This window comes from Leclercia sp. J807 (genome assembly GCF_009734465.1).
Lineage (GTDB): Bacteria > Pseudomonadota > Gammaproteobacteria > Enterobacterales > Enterobacteriaceae > Enterobacter.
Genome location: NZ_CP046446.1, coordinates 4,452,542 through 4,476,236, shown reverse-complemented (window position 1 = coordinate 4,476,236; position 23,695 = coordinate 4,452,542). Strand labels below are relative to the sequence as shown.

Genomic DNA, 23,695 nt, shown 5'->3' with positions numbered 1-23,695 from the left:
CGGGCCTACAAAGGCACGAACCCGTAGGCCGGATAAGCGAAGCGCCATCCGGCAAAACAGCCTTAGCGGAAGCTCACCTCTTCACCTGACTGCTGCGTCGCAGCCTGCTCAAGCAGATCCCAGAAGGTCTCACCGCTGCGATCGCAAATCCACTCGTCGCCTTTCAGGTCGAAGTGGTAGCCGCCCTGTTTAGTGGCCAGCCACACCTGGTGAAGCGGCTCCTGGCGGTTAATAATGATTTTGCTGCCGTTTTCGAAGCTGATGGTCAGCACGCCGCCATTGATTTCACAATCGATGTCGCTGTCGCCATCCCAGTCATCCAGGCGTTCTTCGATGGTTTGCCACAGGTTATCGGCAAGGCGATGGAATTCACTGTCATTCATGGTTCTGTTCCTGTTTTTCGTGATGGCGGCAGTATAACGCTAAATAATTCCGGTTGCAGGTTAGCGGCAAACTCTTGCTTTTGTGCCTTCTCCTGCGATGATAGAAAACAGATTTGAACTTACAGGCAACATGATAATGAAAAACGTTTTTCGAACGCTTGCCGTTCTCCTTACGCTGTTTAGCCTGACCGGATGTGGTCTGAAAGGGCCGCTCTATTTCCCGCCAGCAGATGAAACCGCGCCGCCACCGACCAAAAAAGTGGAAAGCCCAGTGCAAACCACCATGCCGGATCGTAACGATCGTGGCGATAACAACGGTCCAAGCCAGGTCAATTACTGACAAGCGCTCCTGTCCGCGCAATGGAGTAAATAATGCAGTTTTCTAAGATGCATGGCCTTGGCAATGACTTTATGGTCGTCGACGCGGTAACGCAGAATGTCTTCTTTTCCCCGGAGCTGATCCGCCGTCTGGCCGATCGGCACCTGGGGGTGGGGTTTGATCAGCTGCTGGTGGTTGAGCCGCCCTACGATCCGGATCTCGATTTTCACTACCGTATCTTTAATGCCGACGGCAGCGAGGTCTCCCAGTGCGGCAACGGCGCGCGCTGTTTTGCCCGTTTTGTCCGTCTGAAGGGGCTCACTAACAAGCGCGATATTCGCGTCAGCACCGCCAACGGACGGATGGTACTGAGCGTGACCGACGACGAGCTGGTGCGGGTGAATATGGGCGAGCCAAACTTCGAACCCTCGCAGGTGCCGTTCCGCGCCAACAAAGCGGAAAAGACCTATATCATGCGCGCGGCGGAACAGACAGTCTTGTGCGGCGTGGTCTCCATGGGGAACCCGCACTGCGTGATTCAGGTTGATGACGTGGCGACGGCGCCCGTCGAAACCCTCGGCCCGGTGCTGGAGAGCCATGAGCGTTTCCCTGAGCGCGCCAACATTGGGTTTATGCAGGTTCTCACCCGCGAACACATTCGTCTGCGCGTTTTTGAACGTGGCGCAGGCGAGACGCAGGCGTGCGGCAGCGGTGCCTGTGCGGCCGTCGCGGTGGGGATTACGCAGGGTTTATTGGCACCAGAGGTTCGCGTGGATTTGCCAGGCGGGCGTCTTGATATCGCCTGGAAAGGCCCGGGCCAGCCGCTCTATATGACCGGCCCGGCGACACAAGTTTATGACGGGTTTATCCATCTATGAAACAACCAGGAGAAGAACTGCAGGAGACGCTGACGGCAATGGACGACCGGGCGGTTGTTGATTACCTGCTGCGCCATCCTGATTTCTTTATTCGCAATGCGCGTGTCGTTGAAGAGATGCGCGTCCCGCACCCGGTCCGCGGTACGGTCTCGCTGGTTGAGTGGCATATGGCGCGCGCGCGCAACCATATTAACCATCTTGAAGAGAATATCTCCCTGCTGATGGAGCAGGCGAGCAGTAATGAAGGGCTGTTCTATCGCCTCCTGCACCTGCAATCCCGGCTGGCGTCGGCCAGCAGCCTGGACGAATTTCTTCTCCGTTTGCATCGCTGGGCGCGGGATCTGGGGCTGGCGGGTGCCACGATACGCCTCTTCCCGGACCGCTGGCGCATTGGCGCGCCCTCACGTTTTACCCATCTGGCCCTGTCGCGTCAGGCGTTTGAGCCGCTGCGTATTCAGCGTATGGGACAAGCGAATCACTATCTTGGACAGCTGAATGGTCCTGAGCTCCTGGTGGTGCTGCCAGAGGCCAAAGCTATCGGGTCGGTAGCCATGTCCCTGATGGGGCGCGACGGCGAGCTTGGTGTGATGCTGTTTACCAGCCGCGATCCGCATCATTACCAGCAGGGACAAGGCACACAACTGCTGCAGGAGATTGCGCAGATGCTGCCCGAGCTGCTGGAGCGCTGGATTGAACGCGTATGACGGACGCTCAGCTGGCACCTGCCGTTACCCGTTTTCTGCGCTATCTGGGCGTTGAGCGCCAGCTCAGCCCGATCACCCTGTTGAACTATCAGCGTCAGCTTGATGCCATCATGCAGTTAGCCGATGAAATCGGCCTGACGAGCTGGCAACAATGTGATGCCGCCACGGTGCGCACGTTTGCTGTGCGCAGCCGCCGTAAAGGGCTTGGCCCGGCCAGCCTTGCGCTTCGGCTCTCGGCACTGCGCAGCTTCTTTGACTGGCTGGTCAGCCAGGGCGAAATCAGCGCCAATCCGGCCAAAGGGATCGCCGCCCCGAAAGCGCCGCGCCATCTGCCCAAAAATATCGACGTGGATGACGTTAACCGCCTGCTGGATATCGATCTCAACGATCCGCTGGCGGTGCGTGACCGCGCCATGCTGGAGGTGATGTACGGCGCCGGCCTGCGTCTTTCCGAGCTGGTTAACCTGGATATCAAACATCTCGATCTGGATACCGGGGAAGTGTGGGTGATGGGCAAAGGCAGCAAAGAGCGGCGCTTGCCCATTGGCCGCAATGCCGTGGTGTGGATTGAGCACTGGCTCGATCTGCGCGGCCTGTTCGGTACCGAAGACGATGCGCTCTTCCTCTCGAAGCTGGGCAAGCGCATCTCGGCGCGTAATGTGCAAAAACGGTTTGCTGAGTGGGGGATTAAGCAGGGGCTGAACAGCCATGTCCATCCCCATAAATTGCGCCATTCGTTCGCCACCCACATGCTGGAGTCCAGCGGTGACCTGCGTGGCGTCCAGGAGCTGCTGGGCCACGCCAATTTGTCCACCACCCAAATCTATACCCATCTCGATTTTCAACACCTTGCCTCGGTGTACGACGCGGCGCATCCACGCGCCAAACGGGGGAAATAATGCGTTTTTATCGTCCATTAGGCCAAATCTCTGCCCTGACGTTTGACCTTGATGACACCCTTTACGACAACCGTCAGGTGATCCTGCGAACCGAGCAGGAAGCACTGGCTTTTGTACAAAACTATCATCCGGCGTTAAAAGCGCTGGAAAACAAAGAGTTTCACCGTCTGCGCCAGGCGTTACGGCAGACCGAACCGGAAATCTATCACGATGTGACGGAATGGCGCCGTCGGGCCGTTGAGCTGGCTATGCTCAACGCGGGTCTGACCGCTGCCGAGGCCGCGCTTGGCGCGGAAGCCTCGATGGCGCACTTCGCGACATGGCGCAGCCGTATCGACGTCCCGCAGGAGACGCACGACACGCTGGCTGCGCTTGCCGAAAAGTGGCCGCTGGTGGCTATCACCAACGGCAATGCCCAGCCGGAACTGTTCGGCCTTGGCGACTACTTCCAGTTTGTGCTGCGCGCAGGCCCGCACGGGCGCTCGAAGCCATTTAACGATATGTACCATCTGGCGGCGGAGAAGCTCGACCTGCCGTTGGGGAATATTCTTCACGTGGGCGATGATCTGACCACCGATGTTGCAGGGGCGATCCGCTGCGGCATGCAGGCCTGCTGGATCAAGCCTGAAAATGCCGATCTGATGACTACGCTGGACAGCCGTCTGCTGCCGCACCTGGAAATTTCACGGTTGGCATCCCTCACCACGCTGATATAATCACCAGTAATATTGTATAAATTACCAGGGTTTTGCGGTCGAAGGCCCGGTAAGCGAAGCGCCAGCGGGCGTTTTGCAGTGTTCCTGATTACTACGTGACGGTGCCAATGGACGTTTCTTACCTGCTCGACAGCCTTAATGACAAACAGCGTGACGCGGTTGCCGCGACGCGCACCAATATGCTGGTGCTGGCAGGGGCGGGCAGTGGTAAGACACGCGTGCTGGTACACCGTATCGCCTGGCTGCAGAGCGTGGAGAACTGTTCGCCATACTCCATTATGGCGGTGACCTTCACCAACAAAGCGGCGGCGGAGATGCGCCACCGTATCGCCCAGCTGATGGGCACCAGCCAGGGCGGCATGTGGGTGGGTACCTTCCACGGGCTGGCGCACCGCCTGCTGCGTGCGCACCATCTGGACGCTAACCTGCCGCAGGACTTTCAGATCCTCGACAGCGAAGATCAGCTGCGTCTTCTGAAGCGCCTGATCAAAGCCATGAACCTCGACGAGAAGCAGTGGCCGCCGCGTCAGGCGATGTGGTACATCAACAGCCAGAAAGACGAAGGGCTGCGTCCGCACCATATCCAGAGCTTTGGTAATCCGATTGAGCAGACCTGGCAGAAGGTCTACCAGGCCTATCAGGAAGCCTGCGATCGCGCCGGGCTGGTGGATTTTGCCGAGCTGCTGTTGCGCGCTCATGAGCTGTGGCTGAACAAACCGCATATTCTGCAGCACTATCGCGAACGCTTTACCAACATCCTGGTGGACGAATTCCAGGATACTAACAACATTCAGTACGCGTGGATCCGCCTGCTGGCGGGCGACTCCAGCAAGGTGATGATCGTGGGTGACGACGATCAGTCAATCTACGGCTGGCGCGGCGCGCAGGTCGAGAACATCCAGCGCTTCCTGAAGGATTTCCCGGGCGCAGAGACTATTCGCCTGGAACAGAACTACCGCTCTACCAACAACATTCTGAGCGCAGCCAACGCCCTGATTGAAAATAACAATGGCCGCCTGGGCAAAAAGCTCTGGACCGAGGGCATCGACGGCGAGCCGATCTCCCTCTACTGCGCCTTTAACGAGTTGGATGAAGCCCGCTTTGTGGTCAACCGGATCAAAACCTGGCAGGACAACGGCGGGGCGCTGGAGCAGTGCGCCATTCTCTATCGCAGCAACGCCCAGTCGCGTGTGCTGGAAGAGGCGCTGCTACAGGCCAGCATGCCCTACCGCATCTATGGCGGCATGCGCTTCTTCGAACGTCAGGAGATCAAAGACGCGCTCTCCTATCTGCGTCTGATCGCCAACCGCAACGACGACGCAGCCTTCGAGCGCGTGGTTAACACGCCAACCCGCGGCATCGGCGATCGCACCCTGGACGTGGTGCGTCAGACCTCCCGGGATCGCCAGTTGACACTGTGGCAGGCGTGTCGCGAGCTGCTGCAGGAGCGGGCGCTTGCCGGACGCGCAGCCAGCGCGCTGCAGCGCTTCCTGGAGCTTATCGAAGCTCTGGCGCAAGAAACAGCCGACATGCCGTTGCACGTTCAGACCGACCGGGTGATCAAAGACTCCGGCCTGCGCATGATGTATGAGCAGGAGAAAGGCGAGAAGGGCCAGACCCGTATTGAGAACTTAGAGGAACTGGTGACCGCCACGCGTCAGTTCAGCTACAACGAAGAAGATGAAGACCTGATGCCGCTGCAGGCGTTCCTGTCCCATGCCGCGCTGGAGGCGGGCGAAGGGCAGGCCGACACCTGGCAGGACGCGGTGCAGCTGATGACCCTCCACTCGGCCAAAGGTCTGGAGTTCCCGCAGGTGTTTATCGTCGGCATGGAAGAGGGGATGTTCCCGAGCCAGATGTCGCTGGATGAGGGCGGCCGTCTGGAGGAGGAGCGTCGTCTGGCCTATGTGGGCGTGACCCGCGCGATGCAAAAGCTGACCCTGACCTATGCCGAAACCCGCCGTCTGTACGGCAAAGAGGTCTATCACCGCCCGTCACGCTTTGTCGGCGAGCTGCCGGAGGAGTGCGTGGAAGAGGTACGCCTGCGCGCCAGCATCAGCCGCCCGGTGAGCCATCAGCGTCTGGGGACGCCGGTCTCGGAAAGCGACAGCGGCTTTAAGCTGGGCCAGCGTGTTCGCCATGCCAAATTTGGCGAAGGCACCATCGTCAATCTGGAGGGTAGCGGCGAGCACAGCCGTCTGCAGGTGGCGTTCCAGGGGCAGGGCATCAAATGGCTGGTGGCCGCTTACGCCAAGCTGGAAACCGTGTAACTTTCAGAAAAATATCACTATTTTGTAACTATCTGCTAGCCTTATATGTATAAGGCTATTTATTACCCTTCAGCGTTCCGTTGCGAGTTGACGCCGCCGTTACTGCTGGCGTAACATGCGCGCACGATTACGCTAAGAGGACATTCGCCTTGGACACACCCAGTAGATACTGGCTCAATTCCCTGTCATCCAGGAACAACTCCTAAGGCTATCTCCTCACGCTGATGGCCTTAGTGGTTGTCAGCGACAATTCTTCCCGTCGCGCTGAGTCAGGCTGTTTAATGGTCTGAAACCCAAATTGTTTCTGTGTGCCCACCGAACTGTCCGATATTTTTTGCATTGGGAGTCCCGGTCATGCTGAGCGCATTTCAACTGGAAAAAAACCGACTGATTCGGCTTGAAGCTGAAGAGTCACAACCCCTCATTGATGCCGTTTGGGTGGATCTGGTCGAACCGGATGACGACGAACGCCTGCGCGTACAATCTGAGCTCGGACAAAGCCTGGCCACCCGCCCGGAACTGGAAGATATCGAAGCATCGGCCCGTTTCTTTGAAGACGAAGATGGCCTGCATATTCACTCCTTTTTCTTCTTTGAAGATGCAGAAGATCACGCCGGTAACTCCACCGTCGCATTCACCATCCGCGATGGCCGCCTGTTTACCCTGCGTGAGCGTGAGCTGCCTGCGTTCCGCCTCTACCGTATGCGCGCCCGTAACCAGGCGATGGTGGACGGTAACGCCTACGAGTTGCTGCTCGACCTGTTTGAAACAAAAATCGAACAGCTGGCGGATGAGATTGAAAACATCTACAGCGATCTGGAAGAGCTGAGCCGGGTGATCATGGAAGGGCATCAGGGCGATGAGTACGATGAAGCGCTGTCAACGCTGGCAGAGCTGGAAGATATCGGCTGGAAAGTCCGTCTGTGTCTGATGGATACCCAGCGCGCGCTGAACTTCCTGGTGCGCAAGGCGCGTCTGCCGGGTGGGCAGCTTGAGCAGGCGCGTGAGATCCTCCGCGATATCGAATCCCTGCTGCCGCACAACGAATCCCTGTTCCAGAAGGTGAACTTCCTGATGCAGGCGGCGATGGGCTTTATCAACATCGAGCAGAACCGCATCATCAAGATCTTCTCGGTGGTGTCGGTGGTCTTCCTGCCGCCTACATTAGTGGCGTCCAGCTATGGGATGAACTTCGAGTTTATGCCGGAGCTGAAGTGGAGCTTTGGCTACCCGGGGGCGATTGTCTTTATGGTGCTTGCCGGGCTGGCGCCGTATCTCTACTTTAAGCGCCGTAACTGGCTTTGAGTGTTGTGCCGGGTGGCGGCTACGCCTTACCCGGCCTACGATCTGGAAAAGCACGAACCCGTAGGCCGGATAAGCGAAGCGCCATCCGGCAAAAAAGCACTACAGGCCTCTGCGCGTCCTGCGCTGGGTATAAATCGCATCCGCCACAAACACCGCCAGCGCCACCCAGATAAACGCGAACGTCACCATCTTATCTGCCCCCGGCACTTCACCGTAGAACAGCACCGCCAGCAGGAACATCAGCGTCGGGCCGATATACTGGAAGAAGCCCAGCGTTGACAGGCGCAGGCGCGTTGCCGCACCGGTAAAGCAGAGCAGCGGGATGGTCGTGACCACACCGGCCGCCATCAACATCACATTCAGCGTCCACGGGTTGCTGCCCATATGGCTGGTGCTACTGTCGGCGATAGCAAACAGATAAATGGCGGCCACCGGCAGCAGCCACAGGGTTTCAAACAGCATCCCGGTTTGCGCTTCGACGGCGATTTTTTTACGCACCAGACCATAAAAGGCGAAGCTGAACGCCAGCCCCAGAGCGATGATCGGCAGCGAGCCAAAGGTCCACAGCTGAACCAGCACGCCACAAAAGGCCAGAAGCACCGCCAGCCACTGCATCCGGCGGAAGCGCTCGCCGAGGAACAACATCCCCAGCACGATATTCACCAGCGGGTTAATGAAATAGCCGAGGCTCGCCTCCAGCATATGCTGGTTGTTTACCGCCCAGATGAAGAGCAGCCAGTTGCCACCAATCAGTACGGCGGAGAGCGCCAGCAGGAAAATTTTCTTAGGCGTTTGCAGAAGCGTTTTCACCCCTGACCACTGACGGCTTACGCTCATCAGCGCCACCATAAAGAAAAACGACCAGATTACGCGGTGAGTGAGAATTTCATCGGCAGGAACGTAGTGAATCAGCTTGAAGTACGCGGGCGCGATACCCCAAATAAAATAAGCGGCAAGCGCGAGTAAAACGCCTTGCCGCGTCTGTTTAGCATCCATCAGGAAAATCCGTTACAAATATGTCACGCAATTTTACCCGATTTTACCGTCTCAACCCACCATATATGTGGCAGTTGCGCTGGCGATATAGAGCTGATCTTCGTTATGTAACTCCACGCGGGCGACGGCGACTTTATTGCCCGCACGCAGCAGGCTGCTGCTGGCGGTGAAGCGATTGCCGCGACCCGGGCGCAGATAATCGACGCGCAGATCGATGGTTCCCATTCGCGACAGGCGCTGGCGCAGCTCATCTTCGTTAATGGTGTCGTGGCGGGTCAGGGTGCTGCCAACGCAGACCAGACCGGCAGCAACGTCGAGGGCGGAGGCAATAACGCCGCCATGCAGAATGCTTTGTGCCCAGTTACCGACCATCATTGGCTGGTTGTTAAAGCTCAGTTGGGCGAAATCTTTTTCGTAGCGCTCCAGCTCCAGCCCCAGAGCACGGTTGAACGGCATGTGGTAGACAAAAATCTCGCCGACAAGCTTCAGCGCTTCTTCGGCAGTAAGCGTGGCAGACATAACACGTCACATCCTTATTGTTAAAAGAATGTTGATTTTATGCCCCATCAAATTGAATTGCCAGATTCGGAGCACAGGTGAAGCCACTCACCATTAAATATGCTAAAAGGGATCAAAATATTTCTCATTAAAACGCTTTGCAGGAGAGCATCACCGATGCGGACATATCAGGCCGTACTCATGGCGGCGGCTGCGCTGCCTCTTTCGGCATTTGCGCAGGACGCGACAACTCAGGAGGTGCCTGCCGTGCGGGGCAGCATCATCGCTAACCTGTTGGAGGAGCACGATAATCCTTTTACGCTCTATCCTTATGACAGCAATTATCTGATCTATACCGTGACCAGCGACCTCAATAAAGAGGCGATCAAAACTTACGACTGGGCCGACGATTCGCAGAAAGATGAGGTGAAATTCCAGCTGAGTCTCGCCTTCCCGCTGTGGCGCGGTATTCTGGGGCAGAATTCCATTCTGGGCGCCTCCTATACGCAGAAGTCATGGTGGCAGTTATCTAACAGCGATGAATCGTCACCGTTCCGCGAGACCAACTACGAGCCGCAGCTGTTCCTTGGCTTTGCCACCGACTACTCGCTGGCGGGCTGGACGCTGCGGGACGTGGAGTTTGGCTACAACCATCAATCCAACGGTCGCTCCGACCCCACCTCGCGCAGCTGGAACCGCATCTATAGCCGCCTGATGGCGCAGAACGGCAACTGGCTGGTGGAGGTGAAACCCTGGTATGTGGTGGGCAACACCGACGATAATCCGGATATCACCAAATACATGGGCTACTACCAGCTGCGGGTGGGCTATCAGCTGGGTGAAGCGGTGCTCAGCGTGAAGGGGCAGTACAACTGGAACACCGGCTATGGTGGTGCAGAGATGGGCGTCAGCTACCCGCTGACCAAACATGTTCGTCTGTATACCCAGGTCTACAGCGGCTATGGCGAATCTCTCATCGACTACAACTTCAACCAGACCCGCGTGGGTGTGGGCGTGATGCTGAACGATCTTTTCTAGCCTCCTCGAATGTTTTTCTCTTAAACGTTGAAGTTTCTCTCGCAGGCGCTGAAAATAGCGCCTGTTTTAATTTCGGGCAAATGGGGTTGATGTGGTGCAGGCGGAAGTCGTTAATCAGGAGTCGCTGGCTAAACAGGTTTTGCATGAAACCTTTGGCTATCACCAGTTCCGCCCGGGCCAGGAAACCATCATCAACACGGCCCTTGAGGGGCGTGACTGTCTGGTGGTCATGCCGACAGGCGGCGGTAAATCGCTGTGCTATCAGGTTCCCGCGCTGGTACTGAATGGCCTGACGGTGGTGGTGTCACCGCTGATCTCGCTGATGAAAGACCAGGTCGACCAGCTGCTGGCGAACGGCGTGGCGGCGGCCTGCCTCAACTCTACCCAGACCCGCGAGCAGCAGCAGGAGGTGATGGCCGGGTGCCGCACCGGGCAGGTTCGTCTGCTCTATATCGCTCCGGAACGTCTGATGCTGGATAACTTCCTTGAGCATCTGGCGCACTGGAACCCGGTACTGCTGGCGGTAGACGAAGCGCACTGTATCTCCCAGTGGGGGCATGATTTCCGCCCGGAGTATGCCGCCCTCGGTCAGCTGCGTCAGCGCTTCCCGTCGGTGCCGTTTATGGCCCTTACCGCTACCGCCGACGACACCACCCGGCAGGATATTGTCCGTCTGCTGGGGCTTAACGATCCGCTGATCCAGGTCAGCAGCTTCGACCGCCCGAACATCCGCTACATGCTGATGGAGAAATTTAAGCCGCTGGATCAGCTGCTGCGCTATGTGCAGGAGCAGCGCGGCAAATCCGGCATTATCTACTGCAACAGCCGGGCGAAGGTTGAAGACACCGCCGCCCGTCTGCAAAGCCGGGGCTTCAGCGCCGCGGCCTATCATGCGGGGCTGGAGAACCACATCCGTGCCGAGGTGCAGGAGAAGTTCCAGCGCGACGACCTGCAAATCGTGGTGGCAACCGTCGCCTTTGGGATGGGCATCAACAAGCCGAACGTGCGTTTTGTGGTGCATTTCGACATTCCGCGCAATATCGAATCCTACTATCAGGAGACGGGCCGCGCCGGGCGCGACGGCTTGCCCGCCGAGGCGATGCTCTTCTACGATCCGGCGGATATGGCCTGGCTGCGTCGCTGCCTGGAAGAGAAACCGCAGGGGCAGTTGCAGGATATCGAGCGCCACAAGCTCAACGCGATGGGTGCCTTTGCCGAAGCGCAAACCTGCCGCCGTCTGGTGCTGCTGAACTATTTTGGCGAGGGACGCCAGGAGTCGTGCGGCAACTGCGATATCTGTCTCGACCCGCCGAAGCAGTACGATGGCCTGATGGACGCGCGTAAGGCGCTCTCCACCATTGGCCGCGTCAATCAACGCTTCGGGATGGGCTACGTGGTGGAAGTGCTGCGCGGCGCCAACAATCAGCGTATCCGCGAGATGGGCCATGACAAGCTGCCGGTCTACGGTATTGGCCGCGATCAGAGCCATGAGCATTGGGTCAGCGTGATCCGTCAGCTGATCCACTTGGGCTTTGCGACCCAGAACATTGCCCAGCACTCCGCGCTGCAGCTGACCGAAGCCGCCCGTCCGGTGCTGCGCGGCGAGGTCGAATTGCAGCTTGCCGTGCCGCGCGTGGTGGCGCTGAAACCGCGTGTGATGCAGAAATCCTACGGCGGCAATTATGACCGTAAGCTGTTTGCCAAGCTGCGTAAGCTGCGCAAAGCCATTGCGGATGAAGAGAATATCCCGCCTTATGTAGTGTTCAACGATGCCACGCTGATTGAGATGGCCGAGCAGATGCCGCTCAGCGCCAGCGAAATGCTCAGCGTCAACGGCGTGGGCACCCGCAAACTGGAGCGCTTCGGCAAAGAGTTTATGGCGCTTATTCGTTCTCATACCGATGGTGATGATGAGGAGTAGTCAGCCCGGCAAAAAAGTGCCAGGATGATTGCTCCCTGAACTATTTCCCCGCGAGTTAATTATGTTAACCCTGTTTCTGACCGTGGCGCTGGTGCATATTGTGGCGCTGATGAGCCCTGGCCCCGACTTTTTCTTTGTTTCCCAAACGGCGGTGAGCCGTTCGCGCAAAGAGGCGATGATGGGTGTGCTGGGCATTACCCTTGGCGTTATGGTCTGGGCTGCCCTGGCCCTGCTGGGCCTGAACCTGATCCTCGCTAAGATGGCCTGGCTGCATAACATCATTATGGTCGGCGGCGGCCTCTATCTGTGCTGGATGGGCTATCAGATGCTGCGCGGGGCGTTCAAAAAAGAGGACAGCGAAGCGCCTGAGCCTAAAATGGAGCTGGCGGCCAGCGGACGCAGCTTTGTAAAAGGGCTGCTGACGAACCTGGCTAATCCAAAAGCCATTATTTATTTTGGTTCGGTATTTTCACTGTTCGTGGGTGAGGATGTCGGTGCCGGGGCGCGCTGGGGCATCTTCCTGCTGATCGTTCTGGAGACGTTTGCCTGGTTCACCGTGGTGGCAAGCCTGTTTGCGTTACCCTCCATGCGACGCGGCTACCAACGTCTGGCGAAGTGGATTGACGGCGTTGCCGGCGCGTTATTCGCCGGCTTCGGCATTCATCTGATCCTGTCGCGTTAAGCGTGCCTTGCTGATGCCAGCAGCGCACCCACCAGCATAAACAGCGAACCGAACACTTTATTCAGGGCCTTCATCTGACGAGGCCCTTTAATCCATGTCGCAATCCGCGTAGCCAGCGTCGCATAGCCAATCATCACAATGATATCGACCACAATGGTGGTCACGCCGAGCACCACGTACTGCATGATCTGGGGCTGATGCGGCACGATAAACTGCGGAAACAGGGCGGCCAGGAAGACGATGCTCTTCGGGTTGGTCAGGTTCACAAACACTGCACGCTTAAACAGTTTTCCCCGGCTTTGCGTCTGGGCGAGCGTGTTGAGGTCAAGGGATCCTGCGGCGCGCCACTGCTGAATACCCAGCCAGATCAGATAGGCTGCCCCAGCCCATTTCAGCACTTCGAAGGCCAGCACCGAACGGGAGAAGAGCGTGCCGAGTCCCACGCCGACCAGCACAATGTGAATAGCCAGCCCGGTTTGCAAGCCGGCAATCGACGCCGCTGCGCCGCGATAGCCGTGGTTCATGGCGGTGGTCATGGTATTGATCGCCCCTGAGCCCGGTGAAAGGCTGAGGATAATGGATGTCAGCAGGTAGGCGAACCACCACTCAAAGGTCATTTGAAACTCCCGAATCGTCTATTTTTATGCCACAATACGCTAATGTTGCGTCATTTTACGGCCTGTCACAAAAAAACGATATTCCTTGGCTTACAGGGGCGTAAACCCGATGTTTCAGCTGAATAAGGACTGGGAAACGCGAGAAAAGGCATTTGCTGCTTTCTCCATGGGACCGTTGACCGATTTCTGGCGCCAGCGCGAGGAAGATGAGTTTACGGGCGTCGGGGATATCCCGGTACGCTTCGTTCGTTTCCGTGATGAAAAAAATGACCGGGTGATTGTCGTCTGCCCCGGGCGTATCGAAAGCTACATCAAATATGCCGAGCTGGCGTACGATCTGTTCCATCTGGGTTTTGATGTGTTAATTATCGACCATCGCGGGCAGGGGCTTTCCGGTCGGATGTTGCCGGATACCCATCGTGGTCACGTGGAAAACTTCAGCGATTACGTCGACGATCTGGCCGCATTCTGGCAGCAGGAAGTGCAGCCCGGCCCGTGGCGCAAGCGCTATATTCTTGCGCACTCCATGGGCGGCGCCATCTCTACGCTCTTTTTGCAGCGCTACGATCACCAGTGCGATGCCATTGCGCTTACCGCGCCGATGTATGGCATTGTGATACGTTTTCCGGACTGGATGGTGCGCCATCTTCTCGACTGGGCTGAGGGCCATCAGCGTATTCGTGAAGGCTACGCCATCGGAACAGGACGCTGGCGGGCTTTGCCTTTTGCCATCAACGTCTTAACCCACAGCCAGCAGCGTTATCGCCGCAACCTGCGTTTTTATGCCGATGAACCGCGCTTGCGCGTTGGCGGCCCCACCTGGCACTGGGTTCGCGAAGGTATTCTGGCGGGTGAAGAGGTATTGGCGGGTGCCGGTCAGGACGATACGCCCACGCTCATCCTTCAGGCTGAAGAGGAGCGGGTAGTGGATAACCGCATGCACGACCGCTTCTGTGAACTGCGAGCCGCAGCCGGTCACCCTTGCGAAGGGGGTAAACCGCTGGTCATAAACGGCGCGTACCATGAGATCCTTTTCGAAAAGGACGCCATGCGCTCAGTCGCACTCCACGCCATCGTCGACTTTTTCGACAGGCATAACTGATATTCACCAGAGGTTAAATTTTTCTATGTACCAGGTTGTCGCGTCTGATTTAGATGGCACGCTGCTCTCCCCCGATCACACTTTATCGCCCTACGCGAAAGAGACCTTAAAACTCCTGACTGCCCGTGGCGTGAACTTTGTCTTCGCCACCGGCCGCCACCACGTTGATGTGGGGCAGATCCGCGATAATCTGGAGATCAAATCCTACATGATCACCTCCAACGGCGCCCGCGTGCACGATCTGGACGGGAATCTGATCTTCACCCATAACCTCGATCGCGACATCGCCACCGATCTGTTCGGGATCATGCACAACAACCCCGACATCATCACCAACGTCTATCGCGACGACGAGTGGTTTATGAACCGTCACCGCCCGGACGAGATGCGCTTCTTTAAAGAGGCGGTATTCAACTATTCGCTGTATGAGCCGGGCCTGCTGGAGCCGGAAGGCATCAGCAAGGTGTTCTTCACCACCGACAGCCACGAAGCGCTGCTGCCGCTGGAGCAGGCGATTAACGCCCGTTGGGGCGATCGGGTTAACGTCAGCTTCTCCACGCTGACCTGCCTGGAAGTGATGGCGGGCGGCGTCTCCAAGGGGCATGCCCTTGAAGCGGTAGCCAAACGTCTGGGCTTTGATCTTAAGGACTGCATCGCCTTTGGCGACGGCATGAACGACGCCGAAATGCTCTCCATGGCGGGTAAGGGCTGCATCATGGAAAACGCCCACCAGCGCCTGAAAGATCTGCACCCGGAGCTGGAAGTGATCGGCACCAACGGCGACAACGCGGTACCAAAATATCTGCGTAAGCTGTTTCTTGAATAATCTTCATTTGGTTGTTTAACGTTCAGTTGTCAACCAAGGAGTTCGCTACAATGCCTGTCCATCTTTTCAAGAGACAAGCATTGTGGCGCTACTCATTATCACCACTATTCTGTGGGCCTTCTCCTTTAGCCTGATCGGTGAATATCTCGCCGGACATGTCGACAGCTATTTCTCGGTGCTGATGCGCGTAGGGCTGGCGGCGCTGGTGTTCCTGCCGTTCCTGCGTACGCGCGGGCAAACGCTGAAAACCATTCTGCTCTATATGCTGGTGGGTGCGATGCAGCTTGGCATCATGTACCTGTTCAGCTTCCGCGCTTACGTCTACCTGTCGGTGTCGGAATTCCTGCTGTTTACCGTGCTCACGCCGCTCTATATCACGCTGATCTATGACCTGCTGAGCAAACGACGTTTGCGCTGGGGCTACCTGCTGAGCGCGGCGCTGGCGGTGGTGGGCGCGGCGATCATTCGCTACGACAAAGTGAGCGATCACTTCTGGACCGGGTTGATGTTCGTTCAGCTCGCTAACATCAGCTTTGCGATTGGTATGGTGGGCTATAAGCGCCTGATGGAAACCCGCCCGATGCCGCAGCACAATGCCTTTGCCTGGTTTTATATGGGGGCGGCGATTGTCGCCGTGGCGGCGTGGTTTATGCTCGGCAATCCGCAAAAACTGCCGACCACGACGTTGCAGTGGAGCGTGCTGGTCTGGCTGGGCGTGGTGGCATCCGGGCTGGGTTACTTCATGTGGAACTACGGCGCCACGCAGGTGGACGCCGGGACGCTTGGGATTATGAACAACGTTCACGTCCCGGCAGGCCTGCTGGTGAACCTCGCCATCTGGCAGGAACAACCGCACTGGCCGAGCTTCATTATTGGGGGGACGGTGATCCTGGCTTCACTGTGGGTGCATCGCCGTTGGGTCGCTCCGCGCTCCGGACAAATGGCAGATGATCGCAAGCGTGATTCCGCGCTGAGCGAATAAAGGCCTCGGTAACCGGTTGACGCTGCTCGCCATCGCGCACGGCGGCGTACAACCGGCTCCACAATCCCTCGCCCAGGGTTCTGGTCACCACCAGGCCCTGGCGTTCAAAACTCTCCACCACCCAGTGTGGTAACGCGGCAATACCCATGCGGGCCGCCACCATCTGAATTAACAGCAGGGTATTGTCCACGCTTTTCAGCTGCGGGCTGATGCCTGCCGGCTGCAGGAAGTGACGCCAGATATCCAGACGACTGCGCTGGACCGGGTAGATCAGCAGCGTTTCGGTCGCCAGATCTTCCGGTGTAATGCGCGTTCTGGCAGCCAGCGGATGATCCGGCGCCAATACCAGGCGTACTTCAAAATCAAACATTGGCGAATAGTGCAGGCCACTGCGCGGCAGAATATCCGAGGTCATGACCAGATCCAGCTCGCCCTGCTGGAGCGACGGCTGCGGGTCAAAGGTCACGCCGGATTTAAAGTCCATCTCCACCTGCGGCCATCTCTGGCGGAAGTTCTCAAGCGCGGGGGTCAGCCACTGGATACAGCTGTGGCATTCAATGGCGATGCGCAGCCGGGTTTGCTGTGGCTCATGGCAGGCCTGCAACGCGCTGGCGATCTGCGGCAACACCTGATTCGCCAGCTGCAGCAGGATCTCTCCCTGCGGCGTGAAGCGTAGCGGCTGACTTTTACGCACAAACAGACGGAAGCCAAGGCGCTGTTCCAGATCGCTGAACTGGTGAGAAAGGGCGGATTGCGTCTGATGCAGCGCCGCCGCCGCCGCTGCAAGAGAGCCGCAGTTCCGCAACGCCTGGAGCGTTTTCAGGTGTTTTATCTCGATCATGAATGTCCTTCACTTCGCCATGAACAATTTGCGCTTGAGGAATATACAGTACCTACACATTATGGAAGTGTAAACATCTGGACGGCTAAATACTGCAAATTCCATAAGGGGCACATCATGACAATTCGTAACCATACCCTCGGTTTCCCGCGCGTCGGCCTGCGCCGCGAGCTGAAAAAAGCGCTGGAAAGCTACTGGGCGGGTAATGCCACCCGTGATGAACTGCTGGCGGTGGGACGTGAACTCCGTGCCCGCCACTGGGATCAGCAGAAGCAGGCGGGCATTGACCTGCTGCCGGTGGGCGATTTCGCCTGGTACGACCATGTTCTGACCACCAGCCTGCTGCTTGGCAATGTGCCGGCTCGTCATCAGAGCAACGATGGCTCGGTAGATATCGACACCCTGTTCCGCATTGGCCGTGGCCGTGCGCCAACGGGTGAACCCGCGGCGGCAGCAGAGATGACCAAGTGGTTTAACACCAACTACCACTACATGGTGCCGGAGTTCGTGAAGGGCCAGCAGTTCAAACTGACCTGGACCCAGTTGCTGGATGAAGTGGACGAAGCCCTGGCCCTCGGCCATCAGGTGAAACCTGTTCTGCTGGGGCCGGTAACGTACCTGTGGCTGGGTAAAGTGAAGGGCGAACAGTTTGATCGCCTGAGCCTGCTGAATGAGATCCTGCCGGTGTACCAGCAGGTGCTGGGCGAACTGGCGAAACGCGGCGTTGAGTGGGTACAGATCGACGAACCGGCGCTGGTGCTGGAGCTGCCGCAGGCGTGGCTGGATGCCTTCAAACCGGCATACGACGCGCTCGCGGGGCAGGTTAAGCTGCTGCTGACCACCTATTTTGAAGGGGTAACGCCAAACCTTGATACCATCACCGCCCTGTCAGTGCAGGGGTTGCACGTGGATCTGGTCCACGGTAAAGATGACGTGGCAGAACTCCATTCCCGTCTGCCGTCCGACTGGCTGCTCTCGGCCGGGCTGGTGAACGGTCGCAACGTCTGGCGCGCCGATCTGACAGAAAAATATGGTCAGATTAAAGACATCGTCGGCAAACGCGATCTGTGGATCGCCTCATCCTGCTCCCTGCTGCACAGTCCCATCGACCTCAGCGTCGAAACCCGTCTGGATGCCGAAGTGAAGAGCTGGTTTGCCTTCGCCCTGCAAAAATGCGAAGAGCTGGCCCTGCTGCGCGATGCGCTGAACAGCGGCGATACGGCGGCGATTACCGCATGGAGCGCGCCAATTCAGGCCCGCCGCCACTCTACCCGCGTGCATAACCCGGCGGTAGAGAAACGTCTGGCCGCCATCACCGCGAAGGAGAGCCAGCGTCAGAGTCCTTATGAGGTACGTGCTGAAGCCCAGCGTGCCCGCTTTAAGCTCCCGGCCTGGCCGACCACCACTATCGGCTCTTTCCCGCAGACCAAAGAGATCCGCGGCCTGCGTCTGGACTTCAAAAAGGGCAATCTGGACGCTGGCAACTACCGCACCGGCATCGCCGAACATATCAAGCAGGCGATTGTGGAGCAGGAGCGCCTGGGGCTGGATGTGCTGGTCCACGGCGAAGCCGAGCGTAACGACATGGTGGAGTATTTTGGTGAGCATCTGGACGGTTTCGTCTTTACCCAGAACGGCTGGGTGCAGAGCTACGGATCCCGCTGCGTGAAGCCGCCGGTGGTGATCGGTGACGTCAGCCGCCCGGAAGCGATCACCGTCGAGTGGGCGAAGTATGCCCAGTTCCTGACCGACAAACCGGTAAAAGGCATGCTGACCGGGCCGGTAACCATTCTCTGCTGGTCCTTCCCGCGTGAAGATGTGTCCCGTGAGACCATTGCGAAGCAGATCGCGCTGGCGCTGCGTGATGAAGTGGCGGATCTGGAAGCCGCAGGCATCGGCATCATCCAGATTGACGAACCGGCGTTGCGCGAGGGCCTGCCATTGCGTCGCAGCGACTGGGATGCCTACCTGGCGTGGGGCGTGGAAGCGTTCCGCATCAACGCCGCGGTGGCGAAGGATGAGACCCAGATCCACACCCATATGTGTTACTGCGAGTTCAACGACATCATGGATTCCATCGCCGCGCTGGATGCTGACGTCATCACCATCGAAACCTCACGCTCGGATATGGAGCTGCTGGAGTCGTTTGAAGAGTTCGACTACCCGAACGAAATCGGGCCTGGCGTCTATGACATTCACTCCCCGAACGTCCCGAGCGTGGAGTGGATTGAAGACCTGCTGAAAAAAGCGGCTCAGCGCATTCCGGCAGAGCGCCTGTGGGTGAACCCGGACTGCGGCCTGAAAACCCGCGGCTGGCCTGAAACGCGCGCCGCACTGGCAAATATGGTGAAAGCGGCGCAGAATTTGCGTCAGGGTTAATGATATCGGCAGTTTGCCCGGTGGCGCTACGCTTACCGGGCCTACAAAATCGGCTGTAGGCCGGGTAAGGCGAAGTTGCCACCCGGCAATTTATCTGAACCTACGGTTGCTTTTTATTCCCGTACTGCGCAAACCAGGCCAGCATCCGCTGCCAGCCATCCTTCGCTGACTCTTCGTGATAGCTCGGACGGTAATCGGCATTAAATGCATGTCCCGCTCCCGGATAGACCACAATCTCCGCCGTTGCGTTCGCCGCCCGCAGGGCATGACGCATCGTCTCGACGGTATCCAGTGGGATGCCGGTGTCTTCGGCGCCATAGAGCCCCAGTACGGGGGCGTTTAAATCGGTAGCAATATCGACAGGATGTTTTGGTGAATTCAGGGTTTTCTCGCCGACCAGTTTGCCATACCACGCCACGGCTGCTTTCAGCTGCGGGTTATGGGCGGCATAGAGCCAGCTGATCCGTCCGCCCCAGCAGAAACCGGTCGCCAGCAGACGATGGGGATCGCCACCGTTGCGCGCTGCCCAGTTGGCGACGTGGTCAAGATCCGCCAGCACCTGCGCGTCCGGCACTTTACTGACCAGGTTGCTGAACAGGGTAGGGATGTCGCTGTACTCGTTCGGATCGCCCTGACGGAAGTAGAGCTCCGGCGCGACCGCCAGATAACCTTCCAGCGCCAGGCGGCGGCAGATATCACGAATATGCTCATGTACGCCGAAAATTTCCTGAACCACGATGACGATCGGCAATGCCCCTTGCGCATTTTTGGGCCGGGCATGGTAAGCGGGCATATTATCGCCCTGGGTCGGAATCGAGGTCTCCCCGGCGGTAATCGCCTCGTCGGGGGTAGTGACAACGGTTGAGGCTTGCAGATCAGCAGCAGGGGCAAATCCAGATGTTCCAGTCATGGCATTCTCCGTACCAATTAGCGCAAAAGTAAATATAGTCCGCAGGTTAACAATCCACAGTGCCCGAAACAGGCTATCTTTTGTGCAACAGATAACGATATAAGTCGTTAATGTGATGTTAATCACTATTTCATGGTAATTAACTGCAATCAATTTCATTAGCGGTGATGTCTATCACGAAATGAAGCCAGTTCCTTCGGTAAAGTACCGCTTTGCTTCTGCTGACAAACTGACCCACAGAGGAGTTTTCTATGTCTAAGTCTGATGTTTTTCATCTCGGCCTCACTAAAAACGATTTACAAGGGGCTACGCTCGCTATCGTCCCTGGCGATCCTGAGCGTGTGGAAAAGATCGCCGCGCTGATGGATAAGCCGGTTAAGCTGGCAGCCCATCGCGAATTCACGACCTGGCGGGCAGAGCTGGATGGTAAAGCGGTGATCGTGTGCTCAACCGGTATCGGTGGCCCGTCTACCTCTATTGCCGTCGAAGAGCTGGCGCAGCTGGGCATCCGTACTTTCCTGCGTATCGGTACAACCGGTGCAATCCAGCCGCATATCAACGTTGGCGACGTGCTGGTCACCACGGCGTCTGTACGTCTGGACGGCGCGAGCCTGCACTTTGCCCCGATGGAGTTCCCGGCAGTAGCCGACTTCGAATGCACCACCGCGCTGGTGGAAGCAGCAAAATCCGTTGGCGCAACCACCCACGTTGGCGTCACCGCCTCGTCTGACACCTTCTACCCGGGCCAGGAGCGCTATGACACCTTCTCCGGCCGCGTGGTAAGCCGTTTCAAAGGCTCGATGGAAGAGTGGCAGTCCATGGGTGTTATGAACTATGAAATGGAATCCGCCACGCTGCTGACCATGTGCGCAAGCCAGGGTCTGCGTGCCGGTATGGTTGCGGGTGTCATTGTGAACCGTACCCAGCAAGAGATCCCGAACGCCGAGACCATGAAGCAGACCGAAAGCCACGCGGTGAAAATCGTGGTGGAAGCGGCCCGCCGCCTGCTGTAATTACTCCTTTTCTTTGCCAAAGGCCGACCCGTTCGGCCTTTTTCTTTGCGTAGCCCCTCGCAGAAAACCCTTTTCAAACTGGACGTTTATACAGCACAATTCTATTTTGTGCGGGTCATACCTTGATGCAGGGGGCGTCGTGGATATCTCCATCCTTTTTTATGCCGTTATCGCGCTAATTAGCGTCGGCGTGGGCTGGTTGTTCGCCAGCTATCAGCATGCGCAGCAAAAAGCCGATCAGCTGGCCGAACGTGAAGAGATGGTGGCTGCCTTAAGCGCGTTGAAACAACAGGCGGCGCAAAGCGGACACTGGCGCGACGAGTGCGAGCTACTCAATAACGAACTGCGTAATCTGCGGGATATCAACACCTCGCTGGAAGCCGACCTGCGCGAAGTCACCACCCGCCTGGAATCCACCCAGCTGCATGCGGAAGACAAAATCCGCCAGATGATGAACAGCGAACAGCGCCTGAGCGAGCAGTTCGAAAACCTGGCCAATCGCATCTTTGAGCAGAGCAACCGCCGTGTTGACGAGCAAAACCGCCAGAGCCTGAACGGTCTGCTGACTCCCCTGCGCGAACAGCTGGACGGTTTTCGTCGCCAGGTGCAGGACAGCTTTGGCCAGGAGGCGCGGGAGCGACACACGTTGGCCCATGAAATTCGCAATCTCCAGCAGCTAAATGCCCAGATGGCCCAGGAGGCAATCAACCTGACCCGGGCGCTGAAAGGCGACAATAAAACCCAGGGTAACTGGGGCGAAGTGGTGTTGACCCGCGTACTGGAAGCCTCCGGCCTGCGTGAAGGGCATGAATATCAGACCCAGGTTAGTATCGAAACAGAATCCCGCGCGCGGATGCAGCCGGATGTTATTGTCCGCCTGCCGCAGGAGAAGGATGTGGTCATCGACGCCAAAATGACACTGGTGGCCTATGAGCGTTACTTCAATGCCGAGGATGACTACACCCGCGAGACGGCGTTGCAGGAGCATATCGCCTCGGTGCGGAACCACATTCGCCTGCTGGGGCGTAAAGATTATCAACAGCTACCCGGCCTGCGCTCGCTTGACTACGTGCTAATGTTTATCCCGGTTGAACCCGCCTTCTTACTGGCGCTGGACCGTCAGCCGGAGTTGATCTCCGAAGCGCTGAAAAACAACATTATGCTGGTGAGCCCCACCACGCTGCTGGTGGCGCTGCGCACCATTGCGAATCTGTGGCGCTATGAGCACCAGAGCCGCAATGCCCAGCAGATTGCCGATCGGGCCAGCCGGTTGTACGACAAAATGCGCCTGTTCGTCGATGACATGTCGTCCGTTGGGCAGAGCCTGGATCGCGCTCAGGATAATTACCGTCAGGCGATGAAAAAGCTGGCCTCCGGGCGCGGCAACCTGCTGGCTCAGGCCGAATCGTTCCGCAGCCTTGGCGTGGAGATAAAACGCGAGATTAATCCGGATTTAGTCGAGCAGGCCACCGCGCAGGATGAAGAGTACCGGTTGCGTGGCGAGGGCGATGTTCAAAAGACAAACAATACGTTAGCAGAAGCACACGCGTCGGCAGACCTGTAGGACGTTATTCCTGGGGTGGTTGAATCGTAGGGCAAATTCGCCCAATCTGTTACACTTCTCGTACATTTGATTGATAAGCAGGCTCTGAGATGGTTGAAGATTCACAAGACACAACGCACTTTGGCTTTCAGACTGTCGCTAAAGCGCAGAAAGCTGACATGGTGGCCCACGTATTCCATTCCGTGGCGGCGAAGTACGATGTAATGAATGACCTGATGTCATTCGGCATTCATCGCTTGTGGAAGCGCTTCACTATTGATTGTAGCGGCGTACGACGTGGGCAAACGGTGCTGGATCTGGCGGGCGGGACCGGCGACCTTACCGCGAAATTCTCGCGTCTGGTAGGGGAAACAGGCCGCGTTGTGCTGGCTGATATCAACGACTCCATGCTGAAAATGGGGCGTGAGAAACTGCGCAATCTCGGTGTGGTCGGCAACGTTGAGTATGTCCAGGCGAACGCCGAGGCGCTGCCTTTCCCGGATAACACTTTTGACTGCATCACCATCTCCTTTGGTCTGCGTAACGTCACCGATAAAGAGAAAGCGCTGCGTTCCATGTACCGCGTGCTGAAACCGGGTGGACGCCTGCTGGTGCTGGAGTTCTCGAAACCGATTATTGAACCGCTGAGCAAGGCCTACGACGCTTACTCTTTCCACATTCTGCCGCGCATTGGTGAAGTGGTTGCTAACGACGCCGACAGCTATCGCTACCTGGCCGAGTCCATCCGTATGCACCCTAATCAGGACACGTTAAAGGCCATGATGCAGGATGCGGGCTTTGACAATGTTGATTACTTCAACATGACCGCGGGCGTTGTCGCCCTGCATCGCGGGTACAAGTTCTGAGTGGAGG

Annotated in this window: 24 protein-coding genes; 18 read left to right on the top strand and 6 right to left on the bottom strand. The window is 57.6% G+C overall.

Features of this window, described 5'->3' with window-relative positions:
• Positions 1-62 precede the first annotated feature (62 nt).
• Positions 63-383, bottom strand: coding sequence for an iron donor protein CyaY (gene cyaY, locus GNG26_RS21280; RefSeq protein WP_103177447.1), 321 nt, complete (start codon positions 381-383; stop codon positions 63-65).
• Between the two features lie 136 nt (positions 384-519).
• On the opposite strand from cyaY, the gene GNG26_RS21275 reads away from it, so the two are divergent.
• From GNG26_RS21275 to corA, 8 genes are all read left to right on the top strand, one after another.
• Positions 520-723 (top strand): lipoprotein, encoded by a 204-nt coding sequence (locus GNG26_RS21275; protein WP_103177446.1) that lies wholly within the window; start codon positions 520-522, stop codon positions 721-723.
• 32 nt (positions 724-755) lie between these two features.
• Positions 756-1,580 carry a diaminopimelate epimerase gene (gene dapF, locus GNG26_RS21270; protein ID WP_114388254.1) on the top strand — a complete coding sequence of 275 codons (825 nt, stop codon included), beginning with the start codon at positions 756-758 and terminating at the stop codon, positions 1,578-1,580.
• Positions 1,577-2,284 carry a DUF484 domain-containing protein gene (locus tag GNG26_RS21265; RefSeq protein ID WP_103825334.1) on the top strand — a complete coding sequence of 236 codons (708 nt, stop codon included), beginning with the start codon at positions 1,577-1,579 and terminating at the stop codon, positions 2,282-2,284. Before dapF ends, GNG26_RS21265 begins: the two co-directional genes overlap by 4 nt.
• A complete protein-coding gene (gene xerC / locus GNG26_RS21260; RefSeq protein WP_156240010.1) occupies positions 2,281-3,183 on the top strand; it encodes a tyrosine recombinase XerC in 903 nt (300 codons plus the stop codon). The genes GNG26_RS21265 and xerC overlap by 4 nt, the downstream gene beginning before the upstream one ends.
• The gene (gene yigB / locus GNG26_RS21255; RefSeq protein ID WP_103177442.1) at positions 3,183-3,899 is read left to right on the top strand and encodes a 5-amino-6-(5-phospho-D-ribitylamino)uracil phosphatase YigB; all 717 of its coding nucleotides are present in this window, start codon (positions 3,183-3,185) and stop codon (positions 3,897-3,899) included. Before xerC ends, yigB begins: the two co-directional genes overlap by 1 nt.
• Before the next feature lie 107 nt (positions 3,900-4,006).
• Positions 4,007-6,169 (top strand): DNA helicase II, encoded by a 2,163-nt coding sequence (gene uvrD / locus GNG26_RS21250; RefSeq protein WP_156240009.1) that lies wholly within the window; start codon positions 4,007-4,009, stop codon positions 6,167-6,169.
• A gap of 149 nt (positions 6,170-6,318) precedes the next feature.
• Positions 6,319-6,375, top strand: a complete 57-nt coding sequence (gene ysgD, locus GNG26_RS22725; protein WP_212743980.1) for a YsgD/CorL family protein — start codon at positions 6,319-6,321, stop codon at positions 6,373-6,375.
• Between the two features lie 148 nt (positions 6,376-6,523).
• A complete protein-coding gene (gene corA / locus GNG26_RS21245) occupies positions 6,524-7,474 on the top strand; it encodes a magnesium/cobalt transporter CorA (protein ID WP_039031208.1) in 951 nt (316 codons plus the stop codon).
• A 99-nt stretch (positions 7,475-7,573) separates the two neighbouring features.
• On the opposite strand, the gene rarD is transcribed toward corA, so the two are convergent.
• On the bottom strand, positions 7,574-8,470 hold the full coding sequence (gene rarD / locus GNG26_RS21240) for an EamA family transporter RarD (protein WP_114316424.1): 897 nt from the start codon (positions 8,468-8,470) through the stop codon (positions 7,574-7,576).
• 51 nt (positions 8,471-8,521) lie between these two features.
• The gene (gene yigI, locus GNG26_RS21235) at positions 8,522-8,989 is read right to left on the bottom strand and encodes an acyl-CoA thioesterase YigI (protein WP_114388251.1); all 468 of its coding nucleotides are present in this window, start codon (positions 8,987-8,989) and stop codon (positions 8,522-8,524) included.
• 156 nt (positions 8,990-9,145) lie between these two features.
• Here yigI and pldA point away from each other — a divergent pair, with 156 nt between their 5' ends.
• From pldA to rhtC, 3 genes are all read left to right on the top strand, one after another.
• The gene (gene pldA, locus GNG26_RS21230; protein WP_114388249.1) at positions 9,146-10,006 is read left to right on the top strand and encodes a phospholipase A; all 861 of its coding nucleotides are present in this window, start codon (positions 9,146-9,148) and stop codon (positions 10,004-10,006) included.
• Between the two features lie 91 nt (positions 10,007-10,097).
• Positions 10,098-11,927, top strand: coding sequence for an ATP-dependent DNA helicase RecQ (recQ, locus tag GNG26_RS21225; RefSeq protein ID WP_156240008.1), 1,830 nt, complete (start codon positions 10,098-10,100; stop codon positions 11,925-11,927).
• Positions 11,928-11,988: 61 nt separating this feature from the next.
• Positions 11,989-12,609, top strand: coding sequence for a threonine export protein RhtC (gene rhtC / locus GNG26_RS21220; RefSeq protein ID WP_156240007.1), 621 nt, complete (start codon positions 11,989-11,991; stop codon positions 12,607-12,609).
• Here the strand turns inward: rhtC and rhtB are convergent.
• Positions 12,606-13,226 (bottom strand): homoserine/homoserine lactone efflux protein, encoded by a 621-nt coding sequence (gene rhtB / locus GNG26_RS21215; protein WP_103825343.1) that lies wholly within the window; start codon positions 13,224-13,226, stop codon positions 12,606-12,608. The genes rhtC and rhtB overlap by 4 nt on opposite strands.
• Before the next feature lie 109 nt (positions 13,227-13,335).
• Here rhtB and pldB point away from each other — a divergent pair, with 109 nt between their 5' ends.
• The 3 genes from pldB (at position 13,336) to GNG26_RS21200 (ending at position 16,136) form a co-directional block, all read left to right on the top strand.
• A complete protein-coding gene (pldB, locus tag GNG26_RS21210; protein ID WP_114316427.1) occupies positions 13,336-14,328 on the top strand; it encodes a lysophospholipase L2 in 993 nt (330 codons plus the stop codon).
• A 25-nt stretch (positions 14,329-14,353) separates the two neighbouring features.
• On the top strand, positions 14,354-15,154 hold the full coding sequence (yigL, locus tag GNG26_RS21205; RefSeq protein ID WP_103177433.1) for a sugar/pyridoxal phosphate phosphatase YigL: 801 nt from the start codon (positions 14,354-14,356) through the stop codon (positions 15,152-15,154).
• An 82-nt stretch (positions 15,155-15,236) separates the two neighbouring features.
• Complete coding sequence (locus GNG26_RS21200) at positions 15,237-16,136, top strand: carboxylate/amino acid/amine transporter (protein WP_039031199.1); 900 nt, start codon at positions 15,237-15,239, stop codon at positions 16,134-16,136.
• On the opposite strand, the gene metR is transcribed toward GNG26_RS21200, so the two are convergent.
• Positions 16,024-16,977 carry an HTH-type transcriptional regulator MetR gene (gene metR, locus GNG26_RS21195; RefSeq protein WP_156240006.1) on the bottom strand — a complete coding sequence of 318 codons (954 nt, stop codon included), beginning with the start codon at positions 16,975-16,977 and terminating at the stop codon, positions 16,024-16,026. The two genes, GNG26_RS21200 and metR, sit on opposite strands and share 113 nt — an antisense overlap.
• Before the next feature lie 117 nt (positions 16,978-17,094).
• Between metR and metE the strand changes: the two genes are divergently transcribed.
• Positions 17,095-19,356 carry a 5-methyltetrahydropteroyltriglutamate--homocysteine S-methyltransferase gene (gene metE, locus GNG26_RS21190; RefSeq protein ID WP_156240005.1) on the top strand — a complete coding sequence of 754 codons (2,262 nt, stop codon included), beginning with the start codon at positions 17,095-17,097 and terminating at the stop codon, positions 19,354-19,356.
• A gap of 100 nt (positions 19,357-19,456) precedes the next feature.
• Here the strand turns inward: metE and GNG26_RS21185 are convergent, their stop codons facing one another.
• Complete coding sequence (locus GNG26_RS21185; protein ID WP_156240004.1) at positions 19,457-20,266, bottom strand: dienelactone hydrolase family protein; 810 nt, start codon at positions 20,264-20,266, stop codon at positions 19,457-19,459.
• A 251-nt stretch (positions 20,267-20,517) separates the two neighbouring features.
• On the opposite strand from GNG26_RS21185, the gene udp reads away from it, so the two are divergent.
• The 3 genes from udp (at position 20,518) to ubiE (ending at position 23,688) form a co-directional block, all read left to right on the top strand.
• Entirely contained in the window at positions 20,518-21,279 is a 762-nt protein-coding gene (udp, locus tag GNG26_RS21180; protein WP_045417628.1) for a uridine phosphorylase, read from the top strand.
• A 139-nt stretch (positions 21,280-21,418) separates the two neighbouring features.
• Positions 21,419-22,843, top strand: a complete 1,425-nt coding sequence (gene rmuC, locus GNG26_RS21175) for a DNA recombination protein RmuC (RefSeq protein WP_156240003.1) — start codon at positions 21,419-21,421, stop codon at positions 22,841-22,843.
• An 89-nt stretch (positions 22,844-22,932) separates the two neighbouring features.
• Positions 22,933-23,688, top strand: coding sequence for a bifunctional demethylmenaquinone methyltransferase/2-methoxy-6-polyprenyl-1,4-benzoquinol methylase UbiE (gene ubiE / locus GNG26_RS21170; protein ID WP_103177424.1), 756 nt, complete (start codon positions 22,933-22,935; stop codon positions 23,686-23,688).
• The last annotated feature ends 7 nt before the right edge of the window (positions 23,689-23,695 follow it).

Bases quoted from the DNA above. Each gene is read 5' to 3' on its own strand.
- cyaY (WP_103177447.1), bottom strand. From the start codon at position 383: ATGAATGACAGTGAATTCCATCGCCTTGCCGATAACCTGTGGCAAACC.
- xerC (WP_156240010.1), top strand. From the start codon at position 2,281: ATGACGGACGCTCAGCTGGCACCTGCCGTTACCCGTTTTCTGCGCTAT.
- GNG26_RS21275 (WP_103177446.1), top strand. From the start codon at position 520: ATGAAAAACGTTTTTCGAACGCTTGCCGTTCTCCTTACGCTGTTTAGC.
- GNG26_RS21265 (WP_103825334.1), top strand. From the start codon at position 1,577: ATGAAACAACCAGGAGAAGAACTGCAGGAGACGCTGACGGCAATGGAC.
- rarD (WP_114316424.1), bottom strand. From the start codon at position 8,470: ATGGATGCTAAACAGACGCGGCAAGGCGTTTTACTCGCGCTTGCCGCT.
- metE (WP_156240005.1), top strand. From the start codon at position 17,095: ATGACAATTCGTAACCATACCCTCGGTTTCCCGCGCGTCGGCCTGCGC.
- dapF (WP_114388254.1), top strand. From the start codon at position 756: ATGCAGTTTTCTAAGATGCATGGCCTTGGCAATGACTTTATGGTCGTC.
- rhtB (WP_103825343.1), bottom strand. From the start codon at position 13,226: ATGACCTTTGAGTGGTGGTTCGCCTACCTGCTGACATCCATTATCCTC.
- metR (WP_156240006.1), bottom strand. From the start codon at position 16,977: ATGATCGAGATAAAACACCTGAAAACGCTCCAGGCGTTGCGGAACTGC.
- udp (WP_045417628.1), top strand. From the start codon at position 20,518: ATGTCTAAGTCTGATGTTTTTCATCTCGGCCTCACTAAAAACGATTTA.
- uvrD (WP_156240009.1), top strand. From the start codon at position 4,007: ATGGACGTTTCTTACCTGCTCGACAGCCTTAATGACAAACAGCGTGAC.
- corA (WP_039031208.1), top strand. From the start codon at position 6,524: ATGCTGAGCGCATTTCAACTGGAAAAAAACCGACTGATTCGGCTTGAA.
- yigL (WP_103177433.1), top strand. From the start codon at position 14,354: ATGTACCAGGTTGTCGCGTCTGATTTAGATGGCACGCTGCTCTCCCCC.
- pldA (WP_114388249.1), top strand. From the start codon at position 9,146: ATGCGGACATATCAGGCCGTACTCATGGCGGCGGCTGCGCTGCCTCTT.
- rhtC (WP_156240007.1), top strand. From the start codon at position 11,989: ATGTTAACCCTGTTTCTGACCGTGGCGCTGGTGCATATTGTGGCGCTG.
- GNG26_RS21185 (WP_156240004.1), bottom strand. From the start codon at position 20,266: ATGACTGGAACATCTGGATTTGCCCCTGCTGCTGATCTGCAAGCCTCA.
- ubiE (WP_103177424.1), top strand. From the start codon at position 22,933: ATGGTTGAAGATTCACAAGACACAACGCACTTTGGCTTTCAGACTGTC.
- pldB (WP_114316427.1), top strand. From the start codon at position 13,336: ATGTTTCAGCTGAATAAGGACTGGGAAACGCGAGAAAAGGCATTTGCT.
- yigB (WP_103177442.1), top strand. From the start codon at position 3,183: ATGCGTTTTTATCGTCCATTAGGCCAAATCTCTGCCCTGACGTTTGAC.
- yigI (WP_114388251.1), bottom strand. From the start codon at position 8,989: ATGTCTGCCACGCTTACTGCCGAAGAAGCGCTGAAGCTTGTCGGCGAG.